At 71.5% G+C, this 23,907-nt stretch carries 26 protein-coding genes; 18 read left to right on the forward strand and 8 right to left on the reverse strand.

Annotated elements, in window-relative coordinates; all coding sequences use genetic code 11:
- The first annotated feature begins 120 nt into the window (after window positions 1-120).
- From ACZ49J_RS04060 to ACZ49J_RS04075, 4 genes are all read left to right on the forward strand, one after another.
- Window positions 121-1,047: a MurR/RpiR family transcriptional regulator gene (locus tag ACZ49J_RS04060; protein WP_467457490.1), complete on the forward strand. Its 927-nt coding sequence runs from the start codon at window positions 121-123 to the stop codon at window positions 1,045-1,047.
- A gap of 290 nt (window positions 1,048-1,337) precedes the next feature.
- Window positions 1,338-1,721 carry a hypothetical protein gene (locus ACZ49J_RS04065; RefSeq protein WP_366830808.1) on the forward strand — a complete coding sequence of 128 codons (384 nt, stop codon included), beginning with the start codon at window positions 1,338-1,340 and terminating at the stop codon, window positions 1,719-1,721.
- Window positions 1,722-1,854: 133 nt separating this feature from the next.
- Complete coding sequence (locus ACZ49J_RS04070; protein WP_467457488.1) at window positions 1,855-2,160, forward strand: DUF1232 domain-containing protein; 306 nt, start codon at window positions 1,855-1,857, stop codon at window positions 2,158-2,160.
- A gap of 40 nt (window positions 2,161-2,200) precedes the next feature.
- Window positions 2,201-3,742 carry a CAP domain-containing protein gene (locus ACZ49J_RS04075; RefSeq protein WP_467457487.1) on the forward strand — a complete coding sequence of 514 codons (1,542 nt, stop codon included), beginning with the start codon at window positions 2,201-2,203 and terminating at the stop codon, window positions 3,740-3,742.
- Between the two features lie 15 nt (window positions 3,743-3,757).
- On the opposite strand, the gene ACZ49J_RS04080 is transcribed toward ACZ49J_RS04075, so the two are convergent.
- Both ACZ49J_RS04080 and ACZ49J_RS04085 read right to left on the reverse strand, forming a co-directional pair.
- Window positions 3,758-4,420 carry a M15 family metallopeptidase gene (locus tag ACZ49J_RS04080; RefSeq protein ID WP_467457486.1) on the reverse strand — a complete coding sequence of 221 codons (663 nt, stop codon included), beginning with the start codon at window positions 4,418-4,420 and terminating at the stop codon, window positions 3,758-3,760.
- Window positions 4,421-4,508: 88 nt separating this feature from the next.
- Window positions 4,509-4,940, reverse strand: a complete 432-nt coding sequence (locus tag ACZ49J_RS04085; protein WP_467457485.1) for a hypothetical protein — start codon at window positions 4,938-4,940, stop codon at window positions 4,509-4,511.
- A gap of 10 nt (window positions 4,941-4,950) precedes the next feature.
- Between ACZ49J_RS04085 and ACZ49J_RS04090 the strand changes: the two genes are divergently transcribed.
- Together ACZ49J_RS04090 and ACZ49J_RS04095 are read left to right on the forward strand one after the other, a co-directional pair.
- Entirely contained in the window at window positions 4,951-5,286 is a 336-nt protein-coding gene (locus ACZ49J_RS04090) for a 4-hydroxythreonine-4-phosphate dehydrogenase PdxA (protein ID WP_468348234.1), read from the forward strand.
- A 142-nt stretch (window positions 5,287-5,428) separates the two neighbouring features.
- Window positions 5,429-6,454: a 6-phosphofructokinase gene (locus ACZ49J_RS04095; protein ID WP_467457483.1), complete on the forward strand. Its 1,026-nt coding sequence runs from the start codon at window positions 5,429-5,431 to the stop codon at window positions 6,452-6,454.
- Between the two features lie 101 nt (window positions 6,455-6,555).
- On the opposite strand, the gene ACZ49J_RS04100 is transcribed toward ACZ49J_RS04095, so the two are convergent.
- Window positions 6,556-7,434, reverse strand: a complete 879-nt coding sequence (locus tag ACZ49J_RS04100; RefSeq protein ID WP_467457481.1) for a universal stress protein — start codon at window positions 7,432-7,434, stop codon at window positions 6,556-6,558.
- A 206-nt stretch (window positions 7,435-7,640) separates the two neighbouring features.
- Between ACZ49J_RS04100 and ACZ49J_RS04105 the strand changes: the two genes are divergently transcribed.
- From ACZ49J_RS04105 to ACZ49J_RS04125, 5 genes are all read left to right on the forward strand, one after another.
- A complete protein-coding gene (locus ACZ49J_RS04105) occupies window positions 7,641-9,755 on the forward strand; it encodes a SpoIIE family protein phosphatase (RefSeq protein WP_467457480.1) in 2,115 nt (704 codons plus the stop codon).
- Between the two features lie 105 nt (window positions 9,756-9,860).
- Complete coding sequence (locus tag ACZ49J_RS04110; protein ID WP_467457478.1) at window positions 9,861-10,526, forward strand: DUF4389 domain-containing protein; 666 nt, start codon at window positions 9,861-9,863, stop codon at window positions 10,524-10,526.
- Window positions 10,527-10,760: 234 nt separating this feature from the next.
- Window positions 10,761-11,123 (forward strand): hypothetical protein, encoded by a 363-nt coding sequence (locus ACZ49J_RS04115; RefSeq protein ID WP_467457477.1) that lies wholly within the window; start codon window positions 10,761-10,763, stop codon window positions 11,121-11,123.
- Between the two features lie 137 nt (window positions 11,124-11,260).
- Entirely contained in the window at window positions 11,261-11,434 is a 174-nt protein-coding gene (locus tag ACZ49J_RS04120; RefSeq protein WP_467457476.1) for a hypothetical protein, read from the forward strand.
- A gap of 504 nt (window positions 11,435-11,938) precedes the next feature.
- A complete protein-coding gene (locus ACZ49J_RS04125; RefSeq protein ID WP_467457475.1) occupies window positions 11,939-12,643 on the forward strand; it encodes a DUF6192 family protein in 705 nt (234 codons plus the stop codon).
- 88 nt (window positions 12,644-12,731) lie between these two features.
- Here ACZ49J_RS04125 and ACZ49J_RS04130 read toward each other — a convergent pair whose 3' ends face one another.
- A complete protein-coding gene (locus ACZ49J_RS04130) occupies window positions 12,732-13,130 on the reverse strand; it encodes a VOC family protein (protein ID WP_467457473.1) in 399 nt (132 codons plus the stop codon).
- A 93-nt stretch (window positions 13,131-13,223) separates the two neighbouring features.
- On the opposite strand from ACZ49J_RS04130, the gene ACZ49J_RS04135 reads away from it, so the two are divergent.
- Complete coding sequence (locus ACZ49J_RS04135) at window positions 13,224-14,225, forward strand: helix-turn-helix transcriptional regulator (protein WP_467457472.1); 1,002 nt, start codon at window positions 13,224-13,226, stop codon at window positions 14,223-14,225.
- 163 nt (window positions 14,226-14,388) lie between these two features.
- On the opposite strand, the gene ACZ49J_RS04140 is transcribed toward ACZ49J_RS04135, so the two are convergent.
- On the reverse strand, window positions 14,389-16,746 hold the full coding sequence (locus ACZ49J_RS04140) for a glycoside hydrolase family 65 protein (RefSeq protein WP_467457470.1): 2,358 nt from the start codon (window positions 16,744-16,746) through the stop codon (window positions 14,389-14,391).
- A complete protein-coding gene (locus ACZ49J_RS04145; RefSeq protein ID WP_467457469.1) occupies window positions 16,743-17,492 on the reverse strand; it encodes an HAD family hydrolase in 750 nt (249 codons plus the stop codon). The genes ACZ49J_RS04140 and ACZ49J_RS04145 overlap by 4 nt, the downstream gene beginning before the upstream one ends.
- A gap of 377 nt (window positions 17,493-17,869) precedes the next feature.
- Here ACZ49J_RS04145 and ACZ49J_RS04150 point away from each other — a divergent pair, with 377 nt between their 5' ends.
- Window positions 17,870-18,985 carry a GNAT family N-acetyltransferase gene (locus ACZ49J_RS04150; RefSeq protein WP_467457467.1) on the forward strand — a complete coding sequence of 372 codons (1,116 nt, stop codon included), beginning with the start codon at window positions 17,870-17,872 and terminating at the stop codon, window positions 18,983-18,985.
- Window positions 18,986-19,037: 52 nt separating this feature from the next.
- Here the strand turns inward: ACZ49J_RS04150 and ACZ49J_RS04155 are convergent, their stop codons facing one another.
- Window positions 19,038-19,439 (reverse strand): RidA family protein, encoded by a 402-nt coding sequence (locus tag ACZ49J_RS04155; protein WP_467457466.1) that lies wholly within the window; start codon window positions 19,437-19,439, stop codon window positions 19,038-19,040.
- A gap of 102 nt (window positions 19,440-19,541) precedes the next feature.
- Here ACZ49J_RS04155 and ACZ49J_RS04160 point away from each other — a divergent pair, with 102 nt between their 5' ends.
- The 3 genes from ACZ49J_RS04160 to ACZ49J_RS04170 all read left to right on the forward strand — a co-directional run bounded on the left by ACZ49J_RS04160 (window position 19,542) and on the right by ACZ49J_RS04170 (window position 21,485).
- Window positions 19,542-19,925 carry a winged helix-turn-helix transcriptional regulator gene (locus ACZ49J_RS04160; protein WP_467457464.1) on the forward strand — a complete coding sequence of 128 codons (384 nt, stop codon included), beginning with the start codon at window positions 19,542-19,544 and terminating at the stop codon, window positions 19,923-19,925.
- Window positions 19,926-20,229: 304 nt separating this feature from the next.
- Window positions 20,230-20,688 (forward strand): DUF6153 family protein, encoded by a 459-nt coding sequence (locus tag ACZ49J_RS04165; RefSeq protein ID WP_467457463.1) that lies wholly within the window; start codon window positions 20,230-20,232, stop codon window positions 20,686-20,688.
- 110 nt (window positions 20,689-20,798) lie between these two features.
- Window positions 20,799-21,485 carry a DUF305 domain-containing protein gene (locus tag ACZ49J_RS04170; RefSeq protein WP_467457462.1) on the forward strand — a complete coding sequence of 229 codons (687 nt, stop codon included), beginning with the start codon at window positions 20,799-20,801 and terminating at the stop codon, window positions 21,483-21,485.
- 216 nt (window positions 21,486-21,701) lie between these two features.
- Here the strand turns inward: ACZ49J_RS04170 and ACZ49J_RS04175 are convergent, their stop codons facing one another.
- Window positions 21,702-22,568 (reverse strand): ANTAR domain-containing protein, encoded by an 867-nt coding sequence (locus tag ACZ49J_RS04175; protein ID WP_467457461.1) that lies wholly within the window; start codon window positions 22,566-22,568, stop codon window positions 21,702-21,704.
- Between the two features lie 219 nt (window positions 22,569-22,787).
- On the opposite strand from ACZ49J_RS04175, the gene ACZ49J_RS04180 reads away from it, so the two are divergent.
- Together ACZ49J_RS04180 and ACZ49J_RS04185 are read left to right on the forward strand one after the other, a co-directional pair.
- Window positions 22,788-23,444: a nucleoside/nucleotide kinase family protein gene (locus ACZ49J_RS04180; RefSeq protein ID WP_467457512.1), complete on the forward strand. Its 657-nt coding sequence runs from the start codon at window positions 22,788-22,790 to the stop codon at window positions 23,442-23,444.
- 190 nt (window positions 23,445-23,634) lie between these two features.
- On the forward strand, window positions 23,635-23,796 hold the full coding sequence (locus ACZ49J_RS04185) for a hypothetical protein (protein ID WP_467457460.1): 162 nt from the start codon (window positions 23,635-23,637) through the stop codon (window positions 23,794-23,796).
- Window positions 23,797-23,907: the final 111 nt, after the last annotated feature.

Consider the following 23,907-nt stretch of genomic DNA (forward strand, 5'->3'; position numbering starts at 1 on the left):
TCCGGCATCGTGCCCACGCCCGGACCGACTTCGAGGCCCGCTGTCCGCCGGTCGCCCGCCCTGGGCCGGAACACCGGTGGGCTATGTTGAGTGCTCGTGGGAGACGAAGGAGGCGCACGGGTGCCGTCGCCGCAGCAGGCACGCGCTCAGGCATCGGCGATCACCTCGGGCCGGACGGCTCCCGAGGCGGAGACGGCCGCGCCCACGGTCCGGCTCCGGGAGCTCTTCGACGGGCCTCGTCTGTCGCCCGGGCAGCGGCGCATCGCCCAGTACCTGATCGAGCACATCACGGAGGCCGCGTTCCTGTCGATCACGGACCTCGCGGAACGCGTCGGCGTCAGTCAGCCGTCGGTGACCAGGTTCGCCGCGGCCGTGGGGTTCAGCGGGTACCCCGCGCTGCGGGAGAGGCTCCAGGGCATCGCGCTCAGCGCCCTGGGCAGCGCACCGCCCACCACCGCCGAGAACCGCAGCAACGAACTGCAGGCCGCTGTGGACGCCGAGATCGCGAACCTGGAGAACCTGCGGCGTGACTTCGCCGACCCGGACCAGGTGATCACGGTCGGCAGGGCCCTGTCCAGGTCGACGCCGCTGACAGTCCTCGGCCTGAGGATCTCCGGGTCGCTCGCCGAGTACTTCGCCTACGCCGCGCGCCGGATCCATCCCGACGTACGACTGGTGACCCGGGGTGGCAGCGTCGCGTACGACGCGCTGCTGCAGTCGCGCGAGGCCGGCGGCACCTGGCTGCTGGCGTTCTCGATGCCCCGGCACGGGCAGGAGACGCTGACCGCCCTGCGGGTCGCGCACAGCGCGGGTCTGAAGGTCGCGCTGATCACCGATCTGGCGCTCGGGCCCGTGGCCGACGAGGCCGACGTCGTCTTCACCACGGGGACGGGATCACGCCTGGTCTTCGACTCGTACGCGGCACCCGTGCTGATGTCCGGGGCGCTGCTCCAGGCCATGACCGACGCGGACCCCGAGCGCACACAGGCACGCCTGGAGGAGTACGAACAGATCGCGGAACAGCACCAGTTCTTCCTCAAGGACTGAGGACGCCCCCGCCCCGGCCGGACCTTTCCACACATCTCGCGCCACTCTCACAACATGGGGCTATTCAACCGCGTCCAGGTATGAATTTTTTCATGTTCTTGCAAACTCATCGGTATATATAAATACTGCTCGCGGATCGTGACCCGGCCGGAACTCCGGGCCACGAAGTCCGCCCGGGACCGTCCGCTCCTACCCGCCACGGCGCCCCGGGTTGTGGCGGCTCCGGCCATCCCCTAGGCCGGGGCCGCCCAGACTCCCCTTGGCGTCGACGTAAGACCGGAGCGATGATCATGGCCCTCACCTACTCGCCGATCAGCTCGGACTGGCCGTGTCAGGTGAAGACACCGGGCAGCTACGACTGGGAGCGCTCAGCCGCCAAGTGGCTGCGCGAGCTGGTGCCGGCCCGCTACGGCAGCTACCCGCCGATGCTCCGCCACCCGGTCCTGCTGGCCCGCCACGCCCAGATCCAGGTGCAGCACGAGATACGGGTCGCGCGCACCGCCCTGCAGACCGCGCGGGCGGAGCTGCCCCGCCTGGGGCTCACGGAGTCGGTCATCGAGCACACGATCAAGATGTACGCCGCGGAAGTCATGCAGCTGAACCACATCGCCCGCAGCATCCGCGCGGTGAGCCAGGCCCTCACGGACAGCAGCCTGGCGCGCGCCTCGCACTGACGGTCCTGCTCCTGGTACTCCTCCTGGTGCCTCCTGCGGATGCCTCCTCCTGTCGGGGGAACGGCGGTAGGACCGGCCGCCCTCGGGAACAGGAACAGCAGCAGGCCGGCACCGGGAGCGAGGGGCAGGGCACATGGACTCGGACACCTGGACGTGGGTGGTCGTCGCGGCGGTGCTCGCGGCCGTCGTACTCGCCGTGGCGGTGGCGCTGTTGGTGCGGCTGGTGCGGGCCCGGCGTGACCTGCGGCGTGCCGGACTGCCGGCCGGGCCGCGCTGGGTCTTCTGGGGAGCGGTGCTGTATCTCGTCCTGCCGGCCGACCTCGTGCCCGACCCCGTCTACCTGGACGACGTCGGGGTGCTGCTGCTGGCGCTCAGGTCCCTGCGGAACGCCCGCGCCGAGATGCCGCAGGGCGAGGCGGGAACTCCTCTGCGCAGGTGAGACGTTGTCCCGCTGACGGTCACTGAGACGGGCGGCGGCGATGAGCGAGCTGGTTCCCGGGGGCAATCTGCCCCTGCCGGGCGGCACCCTGACTCTCCGGGTGCCGGGCCCCTTCGACGTGTCCGCCCTCGTCACCGGCGACGGCGGGAAGGTGCGCGGGGACGCCGACTTCGTGTTCTACAACCAGCGCACGGCACCCGGCGTCCGCCTCGTGGGTGAGGCACTGGCCATCGATCCGGACGCGCTGCGTGCCGGGGCGAGCCGCGTCACGGTGGTCATCAGCCCCGCCGATCCCGGGACACAGCTCGGGCACCTGCCCGCCCCTTCCCTCCAGGTCACCGGTCACGGCGGACGCGTCGTCGCCCGCTTCACCCCGCCGCGCCCGCAGCGCGAGACGGTTCTGCTGCTCGCCGAGATCTACCGGCGGGGCCCGGCGTGGAAGCTGCGGGCCCTGGGGCAGGGGTACGCGGACGGACTGGCCGGTGTCGCACGGGACTTCGGGGTCGACGTCGCCGAGGACGCGGCTCCCGCGACGGGGGCCGTGGCCGGTGCCGGGGGCTCCGTCGGTTCACCGCCCCGTTCGGGTGACGCGCCGGAGCGGGGGCGCCCGCGGATACCGGGGATCGGCGGCGGGATCCGGCTGCCGGGTATCGGGACCGGTCGTGGGCGCGGTCTGCGGATACCCGGCCTGTCGTCGCCCTCGAACGGCGGCCGCGCGCCGGGGACGATCCCCGGCGCCCGTGCCGCGCACGGGACGAGTCCCGCCGCGGGACCGCACGGCCGCGATGCGCACGCCGGTGCCCCAGACCCGGACGGTTTCCTGCCCCTGGTGAACTCCGCGCGGGCGAGGGCCGGTTCTCCCGCCGTGGGGCTCGACGCGCGGCTCGTGGCGGCGGCCCGGGAGCACGCGGCGGGGATGGCGGCGCGGGGGCGGCTCGCCTCCGAGGGGCCGGACGGCCGGTCCGTGTTCCAGCGGATCACGGCGACCGGCTACGCGTATCTCACGGTCGGCGAACACCTGGTGTCCGGTCCGCGCACACCGGCCGAGTTCGTGGAGTACTGCCTGTCCGGGGAGCGGCCCCGTGCCACGCTGTGCGAACCGGCGTTCACCGACGTCGGGCTGGCCCGGGTTCCCGACGGGCGGTCCGGCGACGTCTACTGGACGGCCGTGTGGGCGCTGCCCCTCACCCCGGCCGGGCTGACGCGGACGGCGGCCGAGGTCATCGCGCTCACCAACGCCGAGCGGGCGTCGGCCGGGCTGCCACCGCTGGCCGGCGATCCGCTCCTCGCCACCGCCGCCCAGGCGCACAGCGCGGACATGGTGGCGCGTGCCTTCTACTCGCACACCTCCCCCGACGGCAGCGAGCCCTGGCACCGGGCCGCCGCCGCGGGCTCCACGCGGCGCACCATCGGCGAGAACATCGCCTGCGGGCAGCGCTCCCCCGCCGAGGTCGTCCGTGGCTGGATGGACAGCCCGGGCCACCGCGCCAACATCCTGGGGCCGGCGTTCACCCACCTGGGCATCGGCTTCGCAGGGGGTGGTTCGGCGGGCACGTACTGGACACAGCTGTTCGGCGGCTGACCCCGGTCCGGCCGCTCATGCCCGGCCGAGTTCCCGCGGTCCGTACAGCGCGTTGCCTGCTCCGGTGACGAGGGCCCAGTAGCGGTCGCCGTAGGACCAGTGCCACCACTCCGTGGGGTAGTTGACGAGACCCGCGGCGGTGAGGACGTCGCTGAGGACGCGCCGGTTGGCGCGGGCCTCCTGGCCGACGTTGGCCGCGTGCGTGTAACAGGCCCCGTCGCTCTCCTCCGGGCTGGCGTTCACGCGGGTGCCCATGTCGAGTTCCCGGCCGTCGGTGGAGACGAGGGTGAGGTCGACGGCGGCGCCGGCGCTGTGCGGGGCGATCTCCGGCGGTGACACGTAGCGGCTCGCGGCGTCGTGCACCCGTGCCGGGGGCCAGTCCGGGTTGGCCGCGCGCAGTTCGTCGGCGTAGCTCTCGAAGTAGTGGCGCTGGAGTGCGGGCGGGCGGTACCCCTCGACGAAGAGCAGCCGTAAGCCGTCCGGAAGCGCGTCCTGGGCCTTGAGGAGCCGCGCCACGACCTGTTCCCGCAGATGTGCAAAGGCGCCCGTCCGATCCTCCTTCCGCGGGTCGATGGAGAGGGAGTCCTGGAGCCGGAGGTCGACGAGTGGTTCTCCGCAGTCGGCCACGGGGATCGCCGCGACCCTGGGGTCCGACATCAGCACGATCTCATTCGTCATGCCTGTGATCCTCGCCCAGGACCGCTCCGGCGGTACGCCTTCTTCCGATCCTGTCCGGAAGCCTTCGGGGCACGAACGGCGCCGAGCCTCACTCGCTCGTCAGGGTGAGGCCCAGGACGTCCGGGACGCCGTACACGCCGAGGAACACGATGGCGGCGCTGCTGGGGGCGAGGGCCGCGGTGAGCCAGGGGTTGGCGCGGAAAGCGCGTTCGACCCCCGTGGCGCGCAGCCGCCACACGGCGACGACCACGGCCGGCAGGAAGACGCCGCCGCCGATGCCGCCGATCTGGACGATGAGGACGGGTGACTGGACGTACAGGAAGGAGGTGGCCCACAGGGGCGGCAGGCAGCAGGTGAGCAGCTGGATGGTGCGGCGGCGGGCGCGCACGCTGTGCCAGTCGATGACACCGAGCAGGCCGAGCGTGTTGGTCCACAGCCGGGGCACCCCGGCGGTCGAGCCGATGAGGGTGGAGTAGAGGACGGCGATCGCGCCCGCCAGGAACAGGTACGGCCCCCTCAACAGGGAGGCGCTGCACGCGGCGGGCCACCTCTACCCCGGGCACACCGGGCTCCTCGCCCACCTGACCGGGGTGGATGAGGTGTCGATGATGGTGTCCAGGCCCAAGGTGAAGGTCATCCACGTCACGACCCACATCGGTCTGAGCGACGCCGTCCACCGCATCGAGTCCGGCCTCGTCGAACGCACGGTGCAGCGGGGCCACGAGGCGATGGTGCGGGCGGGCGTGCCCGAGCCCGGACCGGGGTCTGCGGTATCAACCCGCACGCGGGCGAGAACGGGCTGTGACCGAGCCGGGCGCACCCCGTTCATCCGGTGTGACGGACCGTCCCCCACCGGCCGCGGGTGAGCCGGTGGCCGGGGATCGGGTCCTGTGGAGTGGTCACCACTGATCGGTTGGAGGGAGGCTGGAGAAGGAGCCGGCCCCGGACGGCGGTTCCGATCGCTGGGAGCCTCGACCCGGTGGGGCGACCAGCCGAAGGGAGGCAGCCATGAAGGTCGGAGTGCTGACCGGCGGCGGCGACTGTCCCGGCCTCAACGCCGTCATCCGCGGTGTTGTCCGCAAGGGCGTCCAGGAGTACGGCTTCGACTTCGTCGGAGTGCGGGACGGCTGGCTCGGTGCGCTGCAGAACGCTGTCGTCCCCCTCGACATCCCCCGCGTGCGGGGCATTCTCCCGCGCGGCGGAACCATCCTCGGTTCCTCCCGCACCAACCCGTTCAAGCACGAGGACGGGCTGAGCCGCGTGCGGGACACCCTCGCCGCGCACGACGTGGAGGCGCTCGTCGTGATCGGCGGCGAGGACACCCTCGGTGTGGCCGCCGAACTGAGCCGTCAGGGGATCGATCTGGTCGGTGTGCCGAAGACCATCGACAACGACGTGTCCGGCACCGACTTCACCTTCGGCTTCGACACCGCCGTCGGTGTCGCGACCGAGGCCATCGACCGTCTCCACACCACGGCCGAGTCGCACATGCGCACCCTCGTGGTGGAGGTGATGGGGCGACACTCCGGATGGATCGCCCTGCACGCCGGTATCGCCGGCGGCGCCAACGTGATCCTCATTCCGGAGCGGCCGTTCGACATCGACCAGGTCTGCGCGTGGGTGCAGGACCGCTTCAAGATCAACTATGCGCCGATCGTCGTGGTGGCCGAGGGCGCCGTCCCCAGGGCCGGGCATCTGGTCCTCAGGGACCAGACGCTGGACGAGTTCGGTCATGTGCGGCTGTCCGGCATCGGTGAGTGGCTGGCCCGGGAGATCTCGGACCGTACGGGCACGGACGCCCGCACCACGGTCCTGGGGCACATCCAGCGCGGCGGCACGCCGAGCCCCTTCGACCGGTGGCTGGCCACACGCTTCGGGCTGCACGCCATCGACGCGGTCAAGGACGGTGACTTCGGCACGATGGTGGCCTTGCGCGGCACCCGGATCATCCGCGTTCCGCTGGCCGAGGCGACGGCCCGGACCAAGACGGTCGATCCGGCGCTGTACGACGAATTCGAGGTGTTCTTCGGCTGACCGCACAGCCGCCCAGCCTGGTGGCCGCCCGGACGAAGGGTTCCCGGCCGCATGGTCACCCGGCCGAATGGCCGCCTGGGCCCCGCCGGTCCCGGTCCGCCTCAGCCGGGGTGCGGTACGACCGCCACCGGGCAGTGGGCGTGGTGCAGTACGGCATGGGTGACCGGTCCCAGCCCGCCCTCGGCCGCTCGCGGGCCGGTGCGGCGGCCCACGACGAGCAGGTCCGCTCCCCGGGAGGCGCTCAGGAGTGCCTGCGCGGGGCGCAGCAGGACGACATCGGGGCGGAGCCTGACCGCCGGGTACTTCTCCCGCCAGGCGCGCAGGGCGTCGGAGAGCCGCTGGACCTCCTGGTCCTCCCAGGTGGCGCGGTCCTCCTCGGTCACCACCAGCGTCCGGGGGGACACGGCCTCGGCAGGCAGGGCCCACGCCCGCACCACCAGGAGTTCCGCCCCGCGCGCCTCCGCGGCCGAGAACGCGAACTCCACCGGCTCGGACGCGGCGTCCTCCGCGCCGAGCCCCACCACGACCCGGGCCGCGGGGGTCCGTTCCCCGATGGAGTCGGCTGTCCGGCGGGGAACCAGTACGACGGGGCAGGCAGCCTCTGCCGCCACCCGCAGGGCCACCGAGCCGGCCGCGAGCCCGTCGAAGCCGCCCGTCCCCCGGGTGCCGACGACGAGGAGGCCCGCATCGCGCGCCGCGGCGAGCAGGGCCGCGGCCGGGGCGTGGTCGGCCTGCTCGCCGCCGACCTCGATGGCGAGGTGGCGTCGGCCGAGATTTCCGGCCTCCCGCTGGAGCATCCGCTCGCCGACCTGGCGCAGCCTCTCCGCGGCCTGTGCCGGCACGCCGGTGCCCGGCAGGGGCGGGGAGGCGTGGACGAGGCGCAGGGGAACGCCTCGCAGCGCCGCTTCCCGCGCCGCCCAGTCGGCCGCTGCCGAGGCGTCCGCGGAGCCGTCGACGCCCGCCAGCACAGGGTGACTCATCGTGTCCTCCTCCCCCGCCCGGCACGTCCACCGGCGGTACACGCGCCGGGGCTGTTCTCTCCACTTTTCCACGGGAGGGCGCGCCGCACCGGACGGACGTGTCATCGGACCGTGCGGGGTGGACGATGGAAGCGGACGAGCCTGCGGACACGCACAGGCCACGCTCCGTGCCGGTGAACGGCCGGCAGGCGGAAGGAGTGCCCGCGATGAGCGAAACCCAGTGGTCTCCCGCGGACCCCGGCCCGGCGGACGCCGGGTGGACGGAGGGCGAACCGTCACAGCCGAGCGGGCTGTTGGACTTCCTGTCCGTCGCGGCCGTCCTCCTGGACGCCGAGGGACGGATCGTGCTGTGGAGTCCGCAGGCGGAGGAGCTGTACGGCTACGCCGCCAAGGAGGCGCTCGGACAGTACGCGGCCCGGCTGCTCGCCCGCGAGGAGGGCTGGGACTGGATGATCAAGACCTTCGCCGAGGTCATGGAGACCGGCCGGTGCTGGGCCGGCGCGTTCCCGGTCCGGTGCAAGGACGGCCGCTCGCGGCTGGTGGAGTGGCGCAACATGCGGCTGCTCGACGACCACGGCGACTTCTTCGCCCTCGGGCTCGGCACCGACTCCCCCACACTGCGCGAGATCGAGCGGGACGTCGCCCTGTCCACCCGGCTGATCGCCCAGTCCCCCATCGGGATCGCCGTCCTCGACGCCGATCTGCGCTATGTGGCCGTCAACCCCGCCCTCGAACGGATGCACGCTCTGCCCGCGCGTTCCCACCTCGGCCGCCACTACCGCGAGATCATGAGCGCCAGGGAGTTCGAGGTGGCCGAGGCGGCGATGCGGCAGGTCGTCGAGACCGGAGAGCCGCTCGTCGAGCAGTCCACCGTCCTCGGCCGCACCGCGGCCGACCCGGAGCACACGCACGCCTTCTCCATCTCGGTGTACCGGCTGGACGACACCCAGGGCCGGGTCCTGGGTGTGGCCGAGCTGGTGGTGGACGTCACCGAGCGCCACCGGGCGGCCGTGGAGGCCACGGAGACGCGGCGGCGCCTGGCTCTGATCGCCGATGGCTCCGCCCGCATCGGCACCACCCTCGGCATCGAGCAGACGGCCCGGGAGCTGGCCGACGTCACCGTGCCGGCCATCGCCGACATCGTCGCCGTCGACGTGCTGGACTCCGCCGTGGACGAGCGCCGCCGTCCCACCAGAGTGGGCGCCGCGGTCTTCCGCACGCTCGCGGTGAAGGCCGCCTACCCCACCGACGCCGTCCACGCCGCCGATCCGCCCGGCCACATCGCCACGTACGGTGCCGACCGCCTGGCCACCCGCTGTGTGCGCACCGGCCGGCCCATCCTGGTCCGTCACACCCGGGACGACGACCTGACGCGCATCGGCCGCGACGAGCACGCCGCCACGCTGCTGGCCCGCGCCGGTGTGCACTCCTACCTGGCCGTCCCGCTGGCCGCCCGTGGCCGCGTTCTCGGCTTCCTGGGGCTCCTGCGCGCCCGCGAGCCACTGCCCTTCGACGGGGACGACCTCGCGATCGCCACCGAGCTGGCCTCCCGGGCCGCGGTGTGCATCGACAACGCCCGCACGCACCAGAGTGCCCGAAACGCCGCGGAGACCTTGCAGCGCAGCCTGCTCCCCGACCACCCGCCCCACCTGCCCGGACTGCAGGTCGCCTCCCGCTACCAGCCCGCTCAGGCCGCATACGAGGTGGGCGGGGACTGGTACGACGTGCTTCCGCTGGACGGCGACAGGACCGCACTCGTCGTGGGCGACGTCATGGGCAGCGGTATCGAGGCCGCCGCCGCCATGGGCCGTCTGCGCACCGCCACCGCCGCGTTCGCCGACCTCGATCTCGATCCCTCGGATGTCCTCCAGCATCTCGACACGATCACCTCACGGCTGGAGCAGTACATCGCCACCTGCGTGTACGCCTCCTACGACCCGCTCCGCGCCGAGTGTGACATCGCCAACGCCGGCCACCTGCCCCCCGTCCTCGTCCGCGGCGGCGGGCACCCGGAACTGCTCGACCTGCCCACGGGCACCCCTCTGGGTGTCGGCGGCGTCCCCTTCGACACCACGAGCATCGGCCTCGGCCCCGGTGACCAGCTGGTCCTGTACACCGACGGGCTCGTCGAGACCCGCCGCCACCCCCTCGACGAACGCCTCGACGCCCTGGTCGGTCTCCTCGACGGTCCCCGCGCCTCCCTCGAGGAGACCTGCGACCGGCTCCTGCGCGAACTCAGGCACCCGGGGGACTCCGACGACGTCGCCCTGCTGATCGCCCGCGCACGGACGTTCGAGCCGGATCGCGCGGACAGTCACTAGGCCGCCCAGAACCGCTCCCGGATGCGCTCGCGCGCCGATCGCGGCAGCCTGGGACTGACGGCCACCGCCGCGTGCGGCCGTGGGGCGAAGGAGGAGTTGAGCGCGATGGCAACCCTCGGGGCGACGCCCGAAGGCCCGGTCCGGGTGAACGCGGTGCTGGACGCGCCGCTGTCCCGGTGGCTGTGGCTGGTGAAGTGGATCCTGGTGATCCCCCACGCCGTACTGTTGTTCTTCCTGTGGATCGCCTTCTGCGTGGCGACGGTGATCGCGTTCTTCGGCATCCTGTTCACCGAGCGCTATCCACGGGCCCTGTTCGACTTCAACCTGGGCGTCCTGCGCTGGACCTGGCGTGTCGCCTACTACTCGTACGGTGCCCTGGCCACGGACCGGTATCCGCCCTTCAGCCTCGGCGAGGAACCCGACTACCCGGCCCGGCTGGACATCCCCTACCCCGAGCGGCTCTCCCGCGGCCTGGTCCTGGTGAAGTGGTGGCTGCTGGCCATCCCGCACTACATCGTGATCGGGTTCTTCCTCGGCGGTCTCCACCTCGGCTGGTGGGACGCCGGACTCATCGGCCTGCTGACGCTGATCGCCGCCGTGGTCCTGGCCTTCACCGAGAGGTACCCCAGGGACCTGTTCGACCTGGTGGTCGGCCTCAACCGGTGGGTGCTGCGGGTCGCGGCCTACGCCACCCTGATGACCGACACGTACCCGCCGTTCCGCCTCGACATGGGCGGCTCCGAACCGGGCGTCGACAAGAGCCCTCGGTGACGGCCGGGGCGGGGGCGCTTCACGATATTTCCCCGGAAACACCGGCCGGCTGCAGACAAAAAGAAATGATTCCCTCACACCTTTGAACAACCAGCGTATTCCGTGCCCAAATCGTGGATCCCCGGGGCATGTAACGCGAGCGCATTGCGGGACGCTGCATTACACGGGCTCTCCCTGGAGGAGCTCCCCAGAAGTCGCGGAACACCCCCACCGCAACGCACCGCGCCAGATTGGATGCCCGTGAGCAATACCGACCCCACACCCGCACACCACACCTACGGCCCGCCCCCGGGTCGCCCGCACCGCCAGGAGAGAAACCAGGACACGGCTCGGCGCACGGCCCTCGCCGTCGCCACGATCGCGGACGTCGCCGCCGGGTTCCTGGGTCTGTGGATCCTGCTCCACCTGCTCGGGGCCAACACGTCCAACGTCTTCGTCGAGTTCGTGCACGGCACGGCCGATCGACTGGCCTGGTGGTCACAGGATATTTTCACCATGGACACGGAAAGCATTCGCGTTCTCCTCAATTACGGCCTGCCGGCCCTCATTTACCTGGCCGTCGGCCATGGGATCGCCGCACGGCTCAGCCGCGCATGACCGCATTGCCGGTCGGCCCGGTGGACATCCGGAACGAACCATGCGCAAGAATCACGATGACCCCCTGAGGCCGCGGAGGATGGAATTCGCGTCCGACCGGCCGACCCACAAGAACGACGCCAGCAAGGACCAGCCCTGTGACACTCACATCATCAACCGGGAACGACGAACTGCCGATCTACGAGAGCCTGGTACGTGAACGTGGTGACGTCGTCACGGAAGCCCGCGTGGTGGCCGAACAGACGCAAGCCGAGGCATCGCAAGCGCTGACCGGGCAGAGCACGGTGCGGCAGGAATCCCGCCCTCAGTGAGACCGCGGCGGAGCAGAACGCCGGTGCGTGGCCCGCGGCGCGTCCCCCGCGCCGGCTCTCCGGGCGGCGCGCCGGCTCAGCAGTCGATCGCTCGCGCACGCGGTGAGCACTGCCGTTCCTGGCGGCCGTGCTCACCGGCCCCGCCCTTCAGAACCGGTCGTTGCACCTGCTTGTACGTAACAGCGTTGGCCGCGGGTTGCCATGGGTCTCGTGCGGCAGGATGCTGCGGGCAGAGGCCGGGGCTTGTCGCCGGCGGAGGGAGAGTCGGCGTCCCGTGCTGAGGGGTGGTGGGCGTCATTCCCACGAGCACGAAGGTCGCGAGCGTCTCCCGGGCGCGGTACGAGGAGATCATCGCTGAGGACCGGAAGCTCGTCGAGGTCGATACGAAGATCCAGTTCAAAATCGGTGACCATGCTTTGGAGATAGAGCCGATGCGGCCGCACGGCGGCTCGTTACCGGCGGCCGGTGAGGAACTGCTCGGGGTGCAGGAGACCTTGGAGTTGTATGCCGAGGACATCGGCGTCCCCTACAACCAGGTTCCGCCTCAACCGGCAGACAGCCGGCAAGTGGCCCGCCGAGCACCGGATCGCGGGCGCCTCCTTCGAGAGCCACCGGATCCTGGAGAAGCTGGACGACCGCGTCGAGCGAATACAGAACCCGCCGCGTCATCCACGCGACGGAGTGCCCCGATGGACGCAGGACGCGGCGAAACGCCAGGTCGGGTGGCGGGTCGACAGTCCGCAGCCCCCGCAGGAGAAGGTCGAGGCGATCCACGACCTCGCGGTCGACGACCAGGTCGCCGCACGCGTGGCCACCGACTTCCTGCGCCGCCCGAACGTTGCCTTCCGAGCCGCCAGGGATGACACGGCCAGGCATCTGTTCAACAAGGCACAGGCCGACCGGTGGCGCCAGGCCGACGACGCCGAACCGGTCCCCGGGCGGACGGAGAACCCGGTCGCGCCGGTCGTTCGGCAGTTCGACCGGACGATCGACTTCCTGGACCTGATCGGGGCCTGCCACAAGTTCGTGGCCGCGACCGGCCGCCCGGTGCCCCAGATGCGCGGGCGCCGCTTGTCCGAAGACGAGCGGGAGGTCATCCACAAAAACGTCGACCGGGTCCGGGCGACCTGCGAGTGGATCGTCACCGCCGTCGACAGCGGCCGTCTGGACATGGACGAGGAGCTGACCAAGCTGCTGCGGGGCGAGTAGCCGTGCCTCGCCGGTCGCGGCGCAAGGGCGATATCGCCCGCGAGTATGCACTCAATTGCGACTCCCGGGTGGGTGGCTGTGTGTGGCGTCAGAGTGCGAACTTTTCGATGGCCGCCGGGGTGACGGGGGTGAAGAAGTTGACAAGGTTGCCGTCGGGGTCGCGGAACAACAGCGAACGGTTGCCCCAGGGCATCGTGGTGGGCTCGTTGACGAAGTCGGTGACGAAGCCGGTCAGGTTCTGGTGAACGCGGTCCACGTCGTCGACGAGGAACTCGGTGATCACGCTGTGGTTGTCCGCCGGACGGGCAGAGCCCGGGGCGAACAGCGGGACGGTGCGGGTGCTGGCGATCGCGAGGGTGGCGCCCGCGGTCTTGAGTTCGGCGAAGTCCTCGGTGGCCCGTATCGCCTGCATCCCTGTGGCTCGCTCGTAGAACTCGACGAGGCGTGCGACGTCGCTGGTGATGATGCGGATCGAGACGAAGTCCATGGGAATCTCCTTGGCTGTGCTGGAGGCGTGCACGTCGCAGGCTAGGAGAAATAGTGGACAGAATCGGTCCTGCATTCGCGTTAGGCTGCGAACATGCCTCGACCCACCGGCCGCGTGCTGACACTCCTGGAGCTGCTGCAGTCGGGCGGCACCCGGACCGTGGCCGAGCTCGCCGACCGTCTCGGCGTCGAAGGGCGCACCGTGCGGCGGTATGTGGGCCAGCTGATCGACCTGGACGTGCCCGTGGAGTCGGTGCGCGGCCGCTACGGCGGGTACCGGCTGGCTCCCGGGTACCGCTTGCCCCCGCTCATGCTCAGCGACGACGAGGCTCTGGCCGTGCTGCTCGGCCTGGTCGCCGGCCGCCGGGCAGGGCTGACGACGACGCAGCGCACGGCGAACGAGACGGCGTCAGCGAAGATCCGGCGGGTGCTGCCCAAGCACATCGCCCGCCGGCTCGACACACTCCTGGAATCTCTCGCCTTCACGGACCAGCCCGGCGAGTTGGACCACCCGGACGCCGGGCTGCTGCTCACCATCGCCGATGCGGTGCGCCACCGCCGGCCGGTCTCGATCCGCTACACCGACCGCGACGGACGGCGCAGCGAACGCACACTGCACGCGTACGGGATCGTCGCCCATGCGAGCCGGTGGTACGTCACGGGCGAGGACACCCAGATCGGCGAGGACCGAACCTTCCGGCTCGATCGCATCGCAGACGCGCGGACCCTGCCCGGCTCATTCGAAGCGCCCGTGGGTCCCGGTCCGGCACAGCGCGTGTTGTCAGGATTCGCCACGGCCGAGTACCGGCATGAGGTGACCTTGCGGATCCACGGGACAGTTGAGCAGATCCGCGCGCACCTCCCCGCCACCGTCACGAGCCTGCCCACCGAGCAGGAGGAGCACGAGCCCGCGGCCGGCCAGGACCCGGCGGCCGAGCACTGGCTGCGCGTCGAGCTACGGGCAGAGCGGCTCGACTGGTTGCCTCGGATACTCGCCTCACTCGACCGGCCGTTCGTCATCGAGCGCCCCGATGAACTCCGCGACCTCGTCATCGCGCTCGCCGACCGCCTCTCGTCCTACGCCCGCCAAGCCTGACAGCGAGGAGCCAGTGCCATGAGACGGCACAGCCAGGCCGGCCAGCTGCGGCCCTCGTACTGCTGCCTCTACGGCGCGGGAGGCGCACTACGCAGAGCCCCATGCGTCGAAACGCCTTGACGAGGGCCCTGTTCGAAATCTGTAGAGGTACAAAGGCGGGTTCTCAGCTCCGCGTGCCCCGCGGATGCACCGGCTCCCGGTGCGGTGGCTGTTCGGGAGCCGGCCGGTGCCGTGGTACGGGAATGTCCAGGGCGTGCGGTTTCTCGTTGTCGAGGGTGAACGGTTCGCCGTAGTGGCGGACCGTCACCGGCCCTCCGTCCAGCAGCGTGTACGTCGCGGTCCTGGGCCTGACCTCCACGCGCAGGCGGCTGCCCAGCAGCTCCAGGTGGAAGGCGAGCCGGCTGAGCCGCTCCGGCAGCCGGGGCGCGAACTCCAGCGAGTCGCCGTTGTGGCGCATGCCTCCGAAGCCCGCGACGAGCGCCATCCACGTACCCGCGAGAGCGGCGATGTGCAGGCCGTCGCGCGTGTTGTGCTCCAGGTCCTCCAGGTCCATCAGCGCGGTCTCGGTCACATAGTCCAGGGCCAGGGGCAGATGGCCCGTGCGGGCCGCGATCACGGCCTGGCAGCAGGCGGACAGCGAGGAGTCGCGGACCGTCAGGGGCTCGTAGTAGGCGAAGTTACGGGCCATGTGCTCCTCGTCGAAGAAGTCACCGCACTTGTACATGGCCAGGACCAGGTCCGCCTGTTTGACGACCTGCTTGCGGTAGAGGTCGAAGTAGGGGAAGTGCAGCATGAGCGGGTACTGGTCGGCGCGCGTGTTCGCGAAGTCCCAGCGCTGGTAGCGCGTGAACCCGGCATGCTGTTCGTGGACGCGCAGGTCGTGGTTGTAGGGGATGTGCATGGCCTCGGCGGCGTCCCGCCAGGCGGCGCTCTCCTCGGAGTCGACACCGAGGTGCGCGGCCCGCCTCGGGTGGCGCTCGACGACGTCGGCGGCGGCCAGCAGGTTCGCCCGGGCCATGAGGTTGGTGTAGGTGTTGTCGTCGGCCACGGCGCTGTACTCGTCGGGGCCGGTCACGCCGTTGATGTGGAAGGCGCCGTGGGGGTCGTGGTGCCCCAGCGAACGCCACAGCCGGGCGGTCTCCACCAACAGCTCCACGGCCGTGTCGCGCTCGAAGGCCGTGTCCCCGGTGGCCGCCGTGTAGCGGACCACGGCGTCGGCGATGGCGGCGTTCACGTGGAACGCGGCCGTGCCCGCCGGCCAGTACGCGGAGCCCTCCGAGCCCTCTATCGTCCGCCACGGGAACGCGGCACCGCGCAGCCCGAGCTGGACCGCGCGCTCGCGGGCGGCGGGCAGGGTGTTCTGCCGCCAGCGCAGGGCCTCGGCGACCGCGCCGGGCGAGGTGTAGCTGAGCAGGGGCAGCACGAAGGTTTCCGTGTCCCAGAACGCGTGGCCGTCGTAACCGGAGCCGGTGAGGCCCTTCGCGGGGATCGCGCGCTTCTCGGCGCGGGCCCCGGCCTGCAGGACGTGGAACAGACCGAACCGCACGGCCTGCTGGATCTCCTCGTCGCCGTCGACCTCGACGTCGGAGCGCGCCCAGAAGGCGTCCAGGTAGGCGCGCTGTTCGTCGACGAGCCCCTGCCAGCCGCCGTGGGCGGCGGCCGCGAGGGCCGCGTCGACCTGGTCGCTGACGGCGGGCAGGGAGCGGGTGCTGGACCAGCCGTGGGAGACGAGCTTCTCCACCCGCAGCGTCTGCCCCGGTTCGAGAACGGAGGTGACGGTGAGGCGGGCGACGTCGTCCCTGCTCTCGGCGCGTGTCGTGGTGGGTTCGGGTCCCGTGATGACGTGGTCGGCCGCCGCCGCGACCCGCAGGCCGCTGCGCCGCGTGCGGTGCACGAGCCGCAGCCGGTGGCCGTCCGCGAAGTGCTCCTCCGGCTCCAGCGGCGACTGCAGGATGACCGCGGCCCGGGGGTCGCCCTTCCGTTCGGGCAGTTGCTCGTTGGCCACCAGCTCCGACTGGACCACGATCCGGGCATCGCAGCCCACCGCTTCCACCTCGTAGGCGACGGCGGCGACGGCGCGCTGTGTGAACGACACCAGCCGGGTGGAGCTCACCCGCACGGTGGACCCGGTCGGCGACGTCCACTCGCAGGTGCGCCGCAGCAGTCCGGTGCGCAGGTCGAGGACGCGTTCGTGGGAGCGCAGGGTGCCGTAGCGCAGGTCGAACGGCTCGTCGTCGACGAGCAGTCGGATGACCTTGCCGTTGGTGACGTTGATGACCGTCTGCCCGGACTCCGGATAGCCGTAGCCCGCCTCCGCGTAGGGCAGTGGGTGGGTTTCGTGGACCCCGCCCAGGTACGAGCCGGGCAGCCCGTGCGGTTCGCCCTCGTCGAGGTTGCCGCGCCAGCCGACGTGTCCGTTGGACAGGGCGAACACCGACTCGCTCTGCGGCAGCACGTCGAGGTTCAGCCCACGCTCGCGCAGGCACCAGGGCTCGACGGCGTAGGACGTGTGGGTGATCACGGGCGCTCCAGCAGTTCGGCGAGGTCCTGTACGACGCGGTCGGCGCCGTGGGCGTACAGGGCGTCGGTCTGTCCCACGCGGTCCACCCCGACGACGTACCCGAAGTGGCCCGCGCGTCCGGCGTCCATGCCCGCCAGCGCGTCCTCGAACACGGCGGCCTCGTGCCGCTCGACGCCGAGGTCCTGTGCGGCGGCGAGGAACGTGTCGGGCCGCGGTTTGCCTGGCAAGCCCCGCTCGGCGGCCACGATCCCGTCGATCCGCGCGTCGAAGAGGTCCTCCACGCCCACCGACCGCAGCACGTCACGGCAGTTGGCGCTGGACGACACCACGGCGGTGCGCAGTCCGTGCGCGCGGACCGCCTCCACGTAGCGCACCGTGCCCTCGTAGGCCTCGACGCCACCGGTGCGGATCAGCTCCAGCAGCAGCGCGTTCTTGCGGTTGCCGACGCCGTGGACGGTCGCCGCGTCGGGCGGGTCGTCGGGATCGCCCTCGGGGAGTTCGATGCCGCGGGAGGCGAGGAAGGTGCGGACGCCGTCGGCGCGGGGGCGTCCGTCCACGTACTCGTCGTAGTCGGTGACGTCGTCGAACGGCCGGAAGCCCGCGCCGTCGCGCTGCCTGAGGAAGTCGTCGAACGTCTCCTTCCACGCGGCCGCGTGGACCACGGCGGTCTTGGTGATGACCCCGTCGAGGTCGAAGAGGCAGGCCAGGATTCCCTTGGGCAGCCCGAGTTCTGTCGTCTCTGTCATAAGACCTTGCGTTCCCAGAACTGCCCGCGCCAGTACGGTGACGGCCGTCGGCCGTCACCTGAACGGCACGGCGGACAGCCGCGCGCGGAGGCACGATGAACACTTTCGAAGATCGCGGCGTTCTGGGGTGAGCCGTCCGATCCATAACCGTTCCCCTCCCCCAGGCCCTCTTGACAGCGTGCGTACTGTTTCGCGAAGTTTGACCCCGCCGGGCTGTTCGGCAGCGCGGGCAGTGGCGGGACGCGGGTGCCGCGTCACGGGGGGGGGAGACCGGGGGGTCGCCATGCGAGATGTGAGCCATGATCGACGTGCCGTGAGAGTGTGCGCCGCGACCAGCAGGTCCTGCTCGCGGCGGGCGGAAGGGCGGTCGGTCTGACGTGAGGATCACGATTCACCGTCCCGAGCAGCTCGACGCCTCGCTCCGCCGGGCCTGGCACCGGGTGATGACCGAGTCGCCCGACTACGGGAACCCTTTCCTGGGACCGGAGTTCGCGGCCGGGATCGGTACGTACCGTGGTGGCGCTCACGTGGCGGTCCTGCACGAGGGAGGGGAGCCCGTGGGCTTCTTCCCGTACGAGCGCAACCCCTTCGGGGTCGGCCGGGCCATCGGTCTCGGCCTCTCCGACTGCCAGGCCCTCGTGCACCGGCCCGGCGTCACCTGGGACACCCGGGAACTGCTGCGCGCCTGCGGGCTGTCCGTGTTCGAGTTCGACCACCTCGTCGAGGAACAGGCACCGTTCGGCAGTTACGTCACGGGGACGTTCGCCTCACCCGTGGTCGATCTGAAGGCCGGCGACGGCGGCTACCCGCAGTGGCTGCGCGGCGCGTACCCGGGGCTGGCCAGGACGACGCTGAAGAAGGAACGCCGCCTTGGCCGGGACCTGGGCGAGATGCGGTTCGTGTACGACGAGCGCGACCCGCGGATGCTGCGCACGCTCATGCGGTGGAAGTCCGCCCAGTACCGTAGGACGGGCCGCATGGACCGCTTCGCGCGGCCCTGGATCGTGGACCTGGTGGACCATCTGTTCCAGGTGCGCGAGGAGCACTTCACCGGTCTGCTGTCGGTGGTCTACGCCGGCGACCGCCCGGTGGCCGCGCACTTCGGGCCCAGGTCCCGCACCACCTTCGCGGCCTGGTTCACCGCGTACGACCCCGAGCTCCGCTACTACTCGCCCGGACTGATCATGCACCTCCGGATGGCCGAGGCCGCGGGCCGGGAGGGCGTACGGGTCCTGGACCTCGGGCGCGGCGACAAGGAGTACAAGGACTGGCTCAAGACCCGCGAACTGCGCGTCGGCGAAGGGTTCGCCACCCGCCCCCACCCGGTGGCGGCGGCACTGCGGATGTGGCGCCGACCGGTACGCGGCCTGCGGAACACGGTCCTGGCCCACCCCACGCTGCGCGGACCGGCCGACCGGCTGCTGAGGACGGTCGGCTCGCTGCGCACATCGGTCCGCGCGGACACGGGCGGAGTGGGACGCCACGCGCCCTGAGGCCGGGCCCGCCACGCCGGGCGCGCTCGGCCCCCTGGGCACTGCGGCGGACTCAGGCGGGCAGCTTCGTGTCGACGACGCAGCTGATTTCGATGACCTGGCCGGGGAAGGTCAGTTCGGTGACGCCGAGGACGGTGCTGGCCGGGTGGTGGTCGCCGAAGTACGCCAAGTTGCCCTCCGCCGTCGCCGCGGCGTTCTGCCGCAGGTTCACCACGTACAGGGTCTGTGAAACGACCTGGTTCCGGGTGACGCCGTAGTGGTCCAGGACCCTGTCGAGGTTCACGTAGGTCTGTTCGCGCTGGGCGGCGAAGTCGTCCGGGTGGAGGAACTCGCCGGCCCTGCCGAGCGACAGCTGTCCGGAGACGTGGATCAGATCACCGGACCTGATCGCCTGCGAGTAGCCGAAGTCGCTCTCGGCCGGCACGTCGTAGTGGAAGACATCGATGGTGGCCAACAGTGCTCACCCTCCTGGGTCGCTCTCTTGCGGTTACTCCGGAACTGTAGGAGAGTGAGCGCCGACCTGGAAGAACGCACTTTTCGGTGACTGAGGAACCTGATGGTGACCAAGCAGCAACTCAAGGGCCTGCCCGAGGACGCGGACCTGAGGCGCGCGGACTCCCTGGCGCGGGAGATCTTCTCGGATGTCGCCAACAAGTGGGCGCTCCTGATCATCGAGGCGCTCGGCGAGCGCACCCTGCGCTTCAGCGCGCTGCGTAACGAAGTCGAGGGCGTCAGCCACAAGATGCTCACCCAGAACCTGCGCATGCTGGAGCGCAACGGCCTGGTCGAGCGGACGGTGCACCCCACCGTGCCGCCACGGGTCGAGTACACCCTCACCGAACCGGGCCGGGCCCTGCGCACCACGGTCGACGCCCTGTGCGGCTGGACCCACCAGTACCTCGGTCACATCGAGGGCGCGCGCCGCCGCTTCGGCGACTGAAACGTCGTCATGAGCGCCTGGCAGGCGCGACCGTGAGGGCCGGGGCGCGGTGGGCCCAGCCGGCCCGGGACAGCAGGGCGCCTTGCCCTCCTTGTGCCGCTTGAGCATGCCCTTGCCGTGGAGAATGTCGGCCACGGTCTTGACGGCGCTGTAGCGAGGGGCCGCTGTGAAGCTTCATCGTGCGTTGCGACTACTTCCAATCAACTTAGTAGTATGGCGGACACGCGCTCCCCCGCGGCGAGATCCGTGCCGCCGGGGTGAGCGGGGCATCCGTAACGACCGCGACCAGTGACGGGACTGTCAGGTGCAGGCGAGCACGACCGTACGCGCAGGAGGCACCCTGGGGCACCTGCTGCTCGTCGTGCTGCTCGCCCTGGGCGTGTTCGCGATGCACGGCATGGGGCACCCCCGGGAGTCGTCCCACTCCGCCATGGGCGCCGAGTCCCCCGCGGCCCCGGCCGCCGCCGGCATGGCCCACGGCGCCGGGAGCACGCCCAGCGTCCCGGGCACGGACGCGGGCGGCCACGCGACGGAACCGGCGGACTCGCCGGCCACGCACGGGCCCGTGACGGCGATGGACATGGTCTCGCTGTGTGTGGCGGTCCTGTTCGGCGTCTGGGTGCTCACCGCGCTGCTGCGGTCGGCGTTCGCCCGCCACCAGGAGTGGCTGGCGAAGCTTCTGGCCGGAGTCGCGGTGGTGCCGCGACCCGATCCCCCGTCACCCCAACCCGATCTCACCCGTTTGTCAGTTCTGCGGCTGTAGGCCGAACCGCTCTCGCGGGCGCGCGCCATGCGCGGCCCCGCGGGTTCGCCCACGCCTGAACAGCTCACCAGAAACAGCTCACCAGAACAGACATGTGAGGTGGATCGACCATGACGTCCTTCCTGCGTGCCCCGCGCCGCACCGCTTCCCGCCACACCGCTTCCCGACGTATCGCCGCCGTGGGCGCCGCCGTCGCCGGCGCCCTGCTCCTCACCGCGTGCGGGGGCGACGACATGAACGGCATGGACCACGGCAGCGGCGACAGCTCCAAGTCGGCGTCGGCGTCGGCAAGCGCCGATGAGGGCGGCGCGGGCGCCGCGAGCTTCAACGACGCGGACGTCTCCTTCGCGCAGATGATGATCCCCCATCACGAGCAGGCGCTGGAGATGGCCCGACTGGCCGACGGGCGTGCCTCCGACGCGGAGATCAAGGACATCGTCGCGAAGATCGAGAAGGCCCAGGACCCCGAGATCAAGACGATGAAGGGCTGGCTGGGCTCCTGGAAGCAGCCGACGGCGATGGAGTCCATGCCCGGCATGGACCACGGCGGCACGGGCGGGAGCGGCGACGGCATGATGTCCGACGAGGACATGAAGGAACTCAAGGCCATGAAGGGCACCGAGTTCGACAAGATGTTCGCCCAGATGATGATCGACCACCACAACGGCGCGATCACCATGGCCAAGGACGAGCAGAAGAACGGCAAGAACGCTGATGCCGTCGAGATGGCCGGCGCCATCGTCAAGGGCCAGTCCGCCGAGGTCAAGCAGCTCCAGAGCATTCTCGACCGTCTCTGAGCCCCGTCGGCGCGGCCTCGTTCGGGCAGCGCCGCCACACCTGTCGCCCGGGTTCCGCCGCGCGGAGCCCGGGCGGCCGCCCCACCAGTCGCCCGGGGGCGCGCGACAGCCACCGGGCCGGGGAGCGCGGCACCAGGACCCGCTGTTCGTGCGCGCTGCCGGTCACACGGATCCGTGACGAGTGCCCCAGGCTCGCCGGCCGCTCCGGACGCCGCCTCACTGACGCCGGAAACGGCGCCCGGAGCAGCCGCGGCCGAGCGCGTGGAGGTACTCCAGGGCGTCGCGGACGACGGTGTGGTCGTACCAGGCGATCCAGCGGCCGGCCTCGATGCCCACGATCTCCAGCCCCCTGAGCTGTGCGGGCGTCAGGTCCCGTACGGTGCGGTCGAAATGGGCGGAGACCATGCCCACACAGACACGGGAGGCAGTGGTCAGCGGAACGCTGTGGCATGCCTGGCTGCCCGCCCTGAGGATGGCCGACCGGGCGGGTTCGCTGAACACCGGGTCCGCGGCCACGTCCTGCACGGTCACCTGGGCGACCTTCTGAGCGGCCAGCGCACATGCCGTGCCGTCCTCGCCGACGTGCGCGAAGAAGTCGACGAAGTCCGCGGTGAGGCCGGTGTGCTTCTCGATGCGCAGTCCGCCCGCCCTGCGGTCGGCGATCTGCACGTTGCCCATTCCGGCGCCGGCGACGGCCAGGGTCTGGCTGAGCACCGCGCCCAGCACCTCACCACGGTTGGGGCCTCCGCTCCGGTCGGTGCGCGTGAAGCTCAGCCGGGGCTCGGCGTGCCGGGCGCGACGCGGAAACCACAGGGACTCCCGCTCGTCCGGGCGCGGCACGGCCACCACGGCGCCCGCCAGGGTGCGCAGCTTCACGTTGTACTGCTGCGAGGCCCGCTGGAGCAGGGCGAACGCGCTCTCCTCGTCCGGCAGCGCGTACCGTTCCTGCAGCATGCCCTGTGCCTGGGAGATCGTCGGTCGGCTGCGCATCCGGGCGCGGAGCTGCCGTGTCTCCTCGCGCAGCCGCTCCAGCTCCTCCCGGAGCTCCTCGCCGTACGCCTCCGGCAAGGGTTCTTCAGTCATACGACACCTATGGCCTTCGTCTCGTGCCCAGGACCTCACCGCGGGGCCGGGGCATCCGTACGGCTGCCCCGTCGCGGCCGGAGTACTCCGGGGCCCCGGCCTGCGCCGCCGGACACCGCCCTGCTGCGCGGCCCGGCCCGAAGGGCTTACGGTCTCGGCATGACACTCGATCCGGAGGTACGCGTCCCCGGCGCCGCGCCAGGCGAACGACCCGCGAGGATGACGTTCGCCGGCCTTGTGGAACGCGCCGCGTCCCTGGTCCGCCCCGGTCACCGGGCGCTCCTCGGTGTCACCGGGGGCCCCGGCGCGGGGAAGACCACGCTGGCCGAGCACCTGGTCCGGGCGCTCAACGCCGACGGGCAGCCCTGGGTGGCCCACGTGCCCATGGACGGGTTCCACCTCGCGGACGTCGAGCTGCGGCGGCTCGGGCGGCTGGACCGCAAGGGCGCCCCCGACACGTTCGACGCGGCCGGCTATGCCGCGCTGCTGCGCCGGCTGCGCGACGAGGAGGACGACGTCGTGTACGCGCCGGGCTTCGAGCGCGTCCTCGAACAGCCGATCGCGGGCGCCGTCCCCGTGCCGCGCGCGGCCCGGCTGGTGGTCACCGAGGGGAACTACCTGCTGGTGGAGGAAGGTGACTGGGCGCGTGTCCGTCCTCAGCTCGACGAGGTGTGGTTCTGCGAGCTCGACGAGGCCGAGCGCGTACGGCGGCTCGTGGCCCGCCACGAGGAGTTCGGCAAGGACCACGACGAGGCGGTCGCCTGGGTCCTGGGCTCGGACCAGCGCAACGCCGAGCTGGTGGCGACGACACGGCACCGGGCGGATCTGGTCGTGCCGGGCACGGCGCTGTCCGGCGTGGTGGTGCCGGGGTCCTGAGGGTGTGGCTGTGGCGGCGAGGATTCCGCCGAGCAGCCCCCGCAGCCCGGAAGACGGGCTGCACCGCCACCACGGCCCCCGTTGGCCTGCCGATGGTGCGTTGATCCCACGGGCGGCGTTCCGGCCGCCGCGAACGAAGTGACCGGCGGCCGCGCCCCTACAGCGGCGGCTCTTCTCCCGCGTCGAGACCGTGGCGCGCGACGCCGGTCACGGCCCGATCCTGGACGGCTGGGGCGAGGACCTGACGCTGATGCGTCCCGGGCTGGTCAGCGGTGCGGCGTCAGGACCGGCTCGCCCCGGGCATCGCCCCGCGCTGCCAGGCGAGGGCGAGCAGGGAGGTCATGCCGAGTGAGGCGTCGGCGAGGGCGGCGGCCTACGCCTCCAGGCGACGGACAGGCTGTGCGGAGGGCCGCGCCGGTGGGAGAGGCGCACGGGACGGGGCCGGCGGGCACGGGATCAGCTC

This window comes from Streptomyces sp. NPDC030840 (assembly GCF_055572015.1).

What these genes read in the sequence shown, in the direction of transcription:
- ACZ49J_RS04065 (WP_366830808.1), top strand. Translation starts at nt 1,338, where the DNA reads ATGGCCCTCACCTACTCGCCGATCAGCTCGGACTGGCCGTGTCAGGTG.
- ACZ49J_RS04070 (WP_467457488.1), top strand. Translation starts at nt 1,855, where the DNA reads ATGGACTCGGACACCTGGACGTGGGTGGTCGTCGCGGCGGTGCTCGCG.
- ACZ49J_RS04075 (WP_467457487.1), top strand. Translation starts at nt 2,201, where the DNA reads ATGAGCGAGCTGGTTCCCGGGGGCAATCTGCCCCTGCCGGGCGGCACC.
- ACZ49J_RS04080 (WP_467457486.1), bottom strand. Translation starts at nt 4,420, where the DNA reads ATGACGAATGAGATCGTGCTGATGTCGGACCCCAGGGTCGCGGCGATC.
- ACZ49J_RS04095 (WP_467457483.1), top strand. Translation starts at nt 5,429, where the DNA reads ATGAAGGTCGGAGTGCTGACCGGCGGCGGCGACTGTCCCGGCCTCAAC.
- ACZ49J_RS04100 (WP_467457481.1), bottom strand. Translation starts at nt 7,434, where the DNA reads ATGAGTCACCCTGTGCTGGCGGGCGTCGACGGCTCCGCGGACGCCTCG.
- ACZ49J_RS04105 (WP_467457480.1), top strand. Translation starts at nt 7,641, where the DNA reads ATGAGCGAAACCCAGTGGTCTCCCGCGGACCCCGGCCCGGCGGACGCC.
- ACZ49J_RS04110 (WP_467457478.1), top strand. Translation starts at nt 9,861, where the DNA reads ATGGCAACCCTCGGGGCGACGCCCGAAGGCCCGGTCCGGGTGAACGCG.
- ACZ49J_RS04115 (WP_467457477.1), top strand. Translation starts at nt 10,761, where the DNA reads ATGCCCGTGAGCAATACCGACCCCACACCCGCACACCACACCTACGGC.
- ACZ49J_RS04125 (WP_467457475.1), top strand. Translation starts at nt 11,939, where the DNA reads ATGCCGAGGACATCGGCGTCCCCTACAACCAGGTTCCGCCTCAACCGG.
- ACZ49J_RS04130 (WP_467457473.1), bottom strand. Translation starts at nt 13,130, where the DNA reads ATGGACTTCGTCTCGATCCGCATCATCACCAGCGACGTCGCACGCCTC.
- ACZ49J_RS04135 (WP_467457472.1), top strand. Translation starts at nt 13,224, where the DNA reads ATGCCTCGACCCACCGGCCGCGTGCTGACACTCCTGGAGCTGCTGCAG.
- ACZ49J_RS04145 (WP_467457469.1), bottom strand. Translation starts at nt 17,492, where the DNA reads ATGACAGAGACGACAGAACTCGGGCTGCCCAAGGGAATCCTGGCCTGC.
- ACZ49J_RS04160 (WP_467457464.1), top strand. Translation starts at nt 19,542, where the DNA reads ATGGTGACCAAGCAGCAACTCAAGGGCCTGCCCGAGGACGCGGACCTG.
- ACZ49J_RS04170 (WP_467457462.1), top strand. Translation starts at nt 20,799, where the DNA reads ATGACGTCCTTCCTGCGTGCCCCGCGCCGCACCGCTTCCCGCCACACC.
- ACZ49J_RS04175 (WP_467457461.1), bottom strand. Translation starts at nt 22,568, where the DNA reads ATGACTGAAGAACCCTTGCCGGAGGCGTACGGCGAGGAGCTCCGGGAG.
- ACZ49J_RS04180 (WP_467457512.1), top strand. Translation starts at nt 22,788, where the DNA reads ATGACGTTCGCCGGCCTTGTGGAACGCGCCGCGTCCCTGGTCCGCCCC.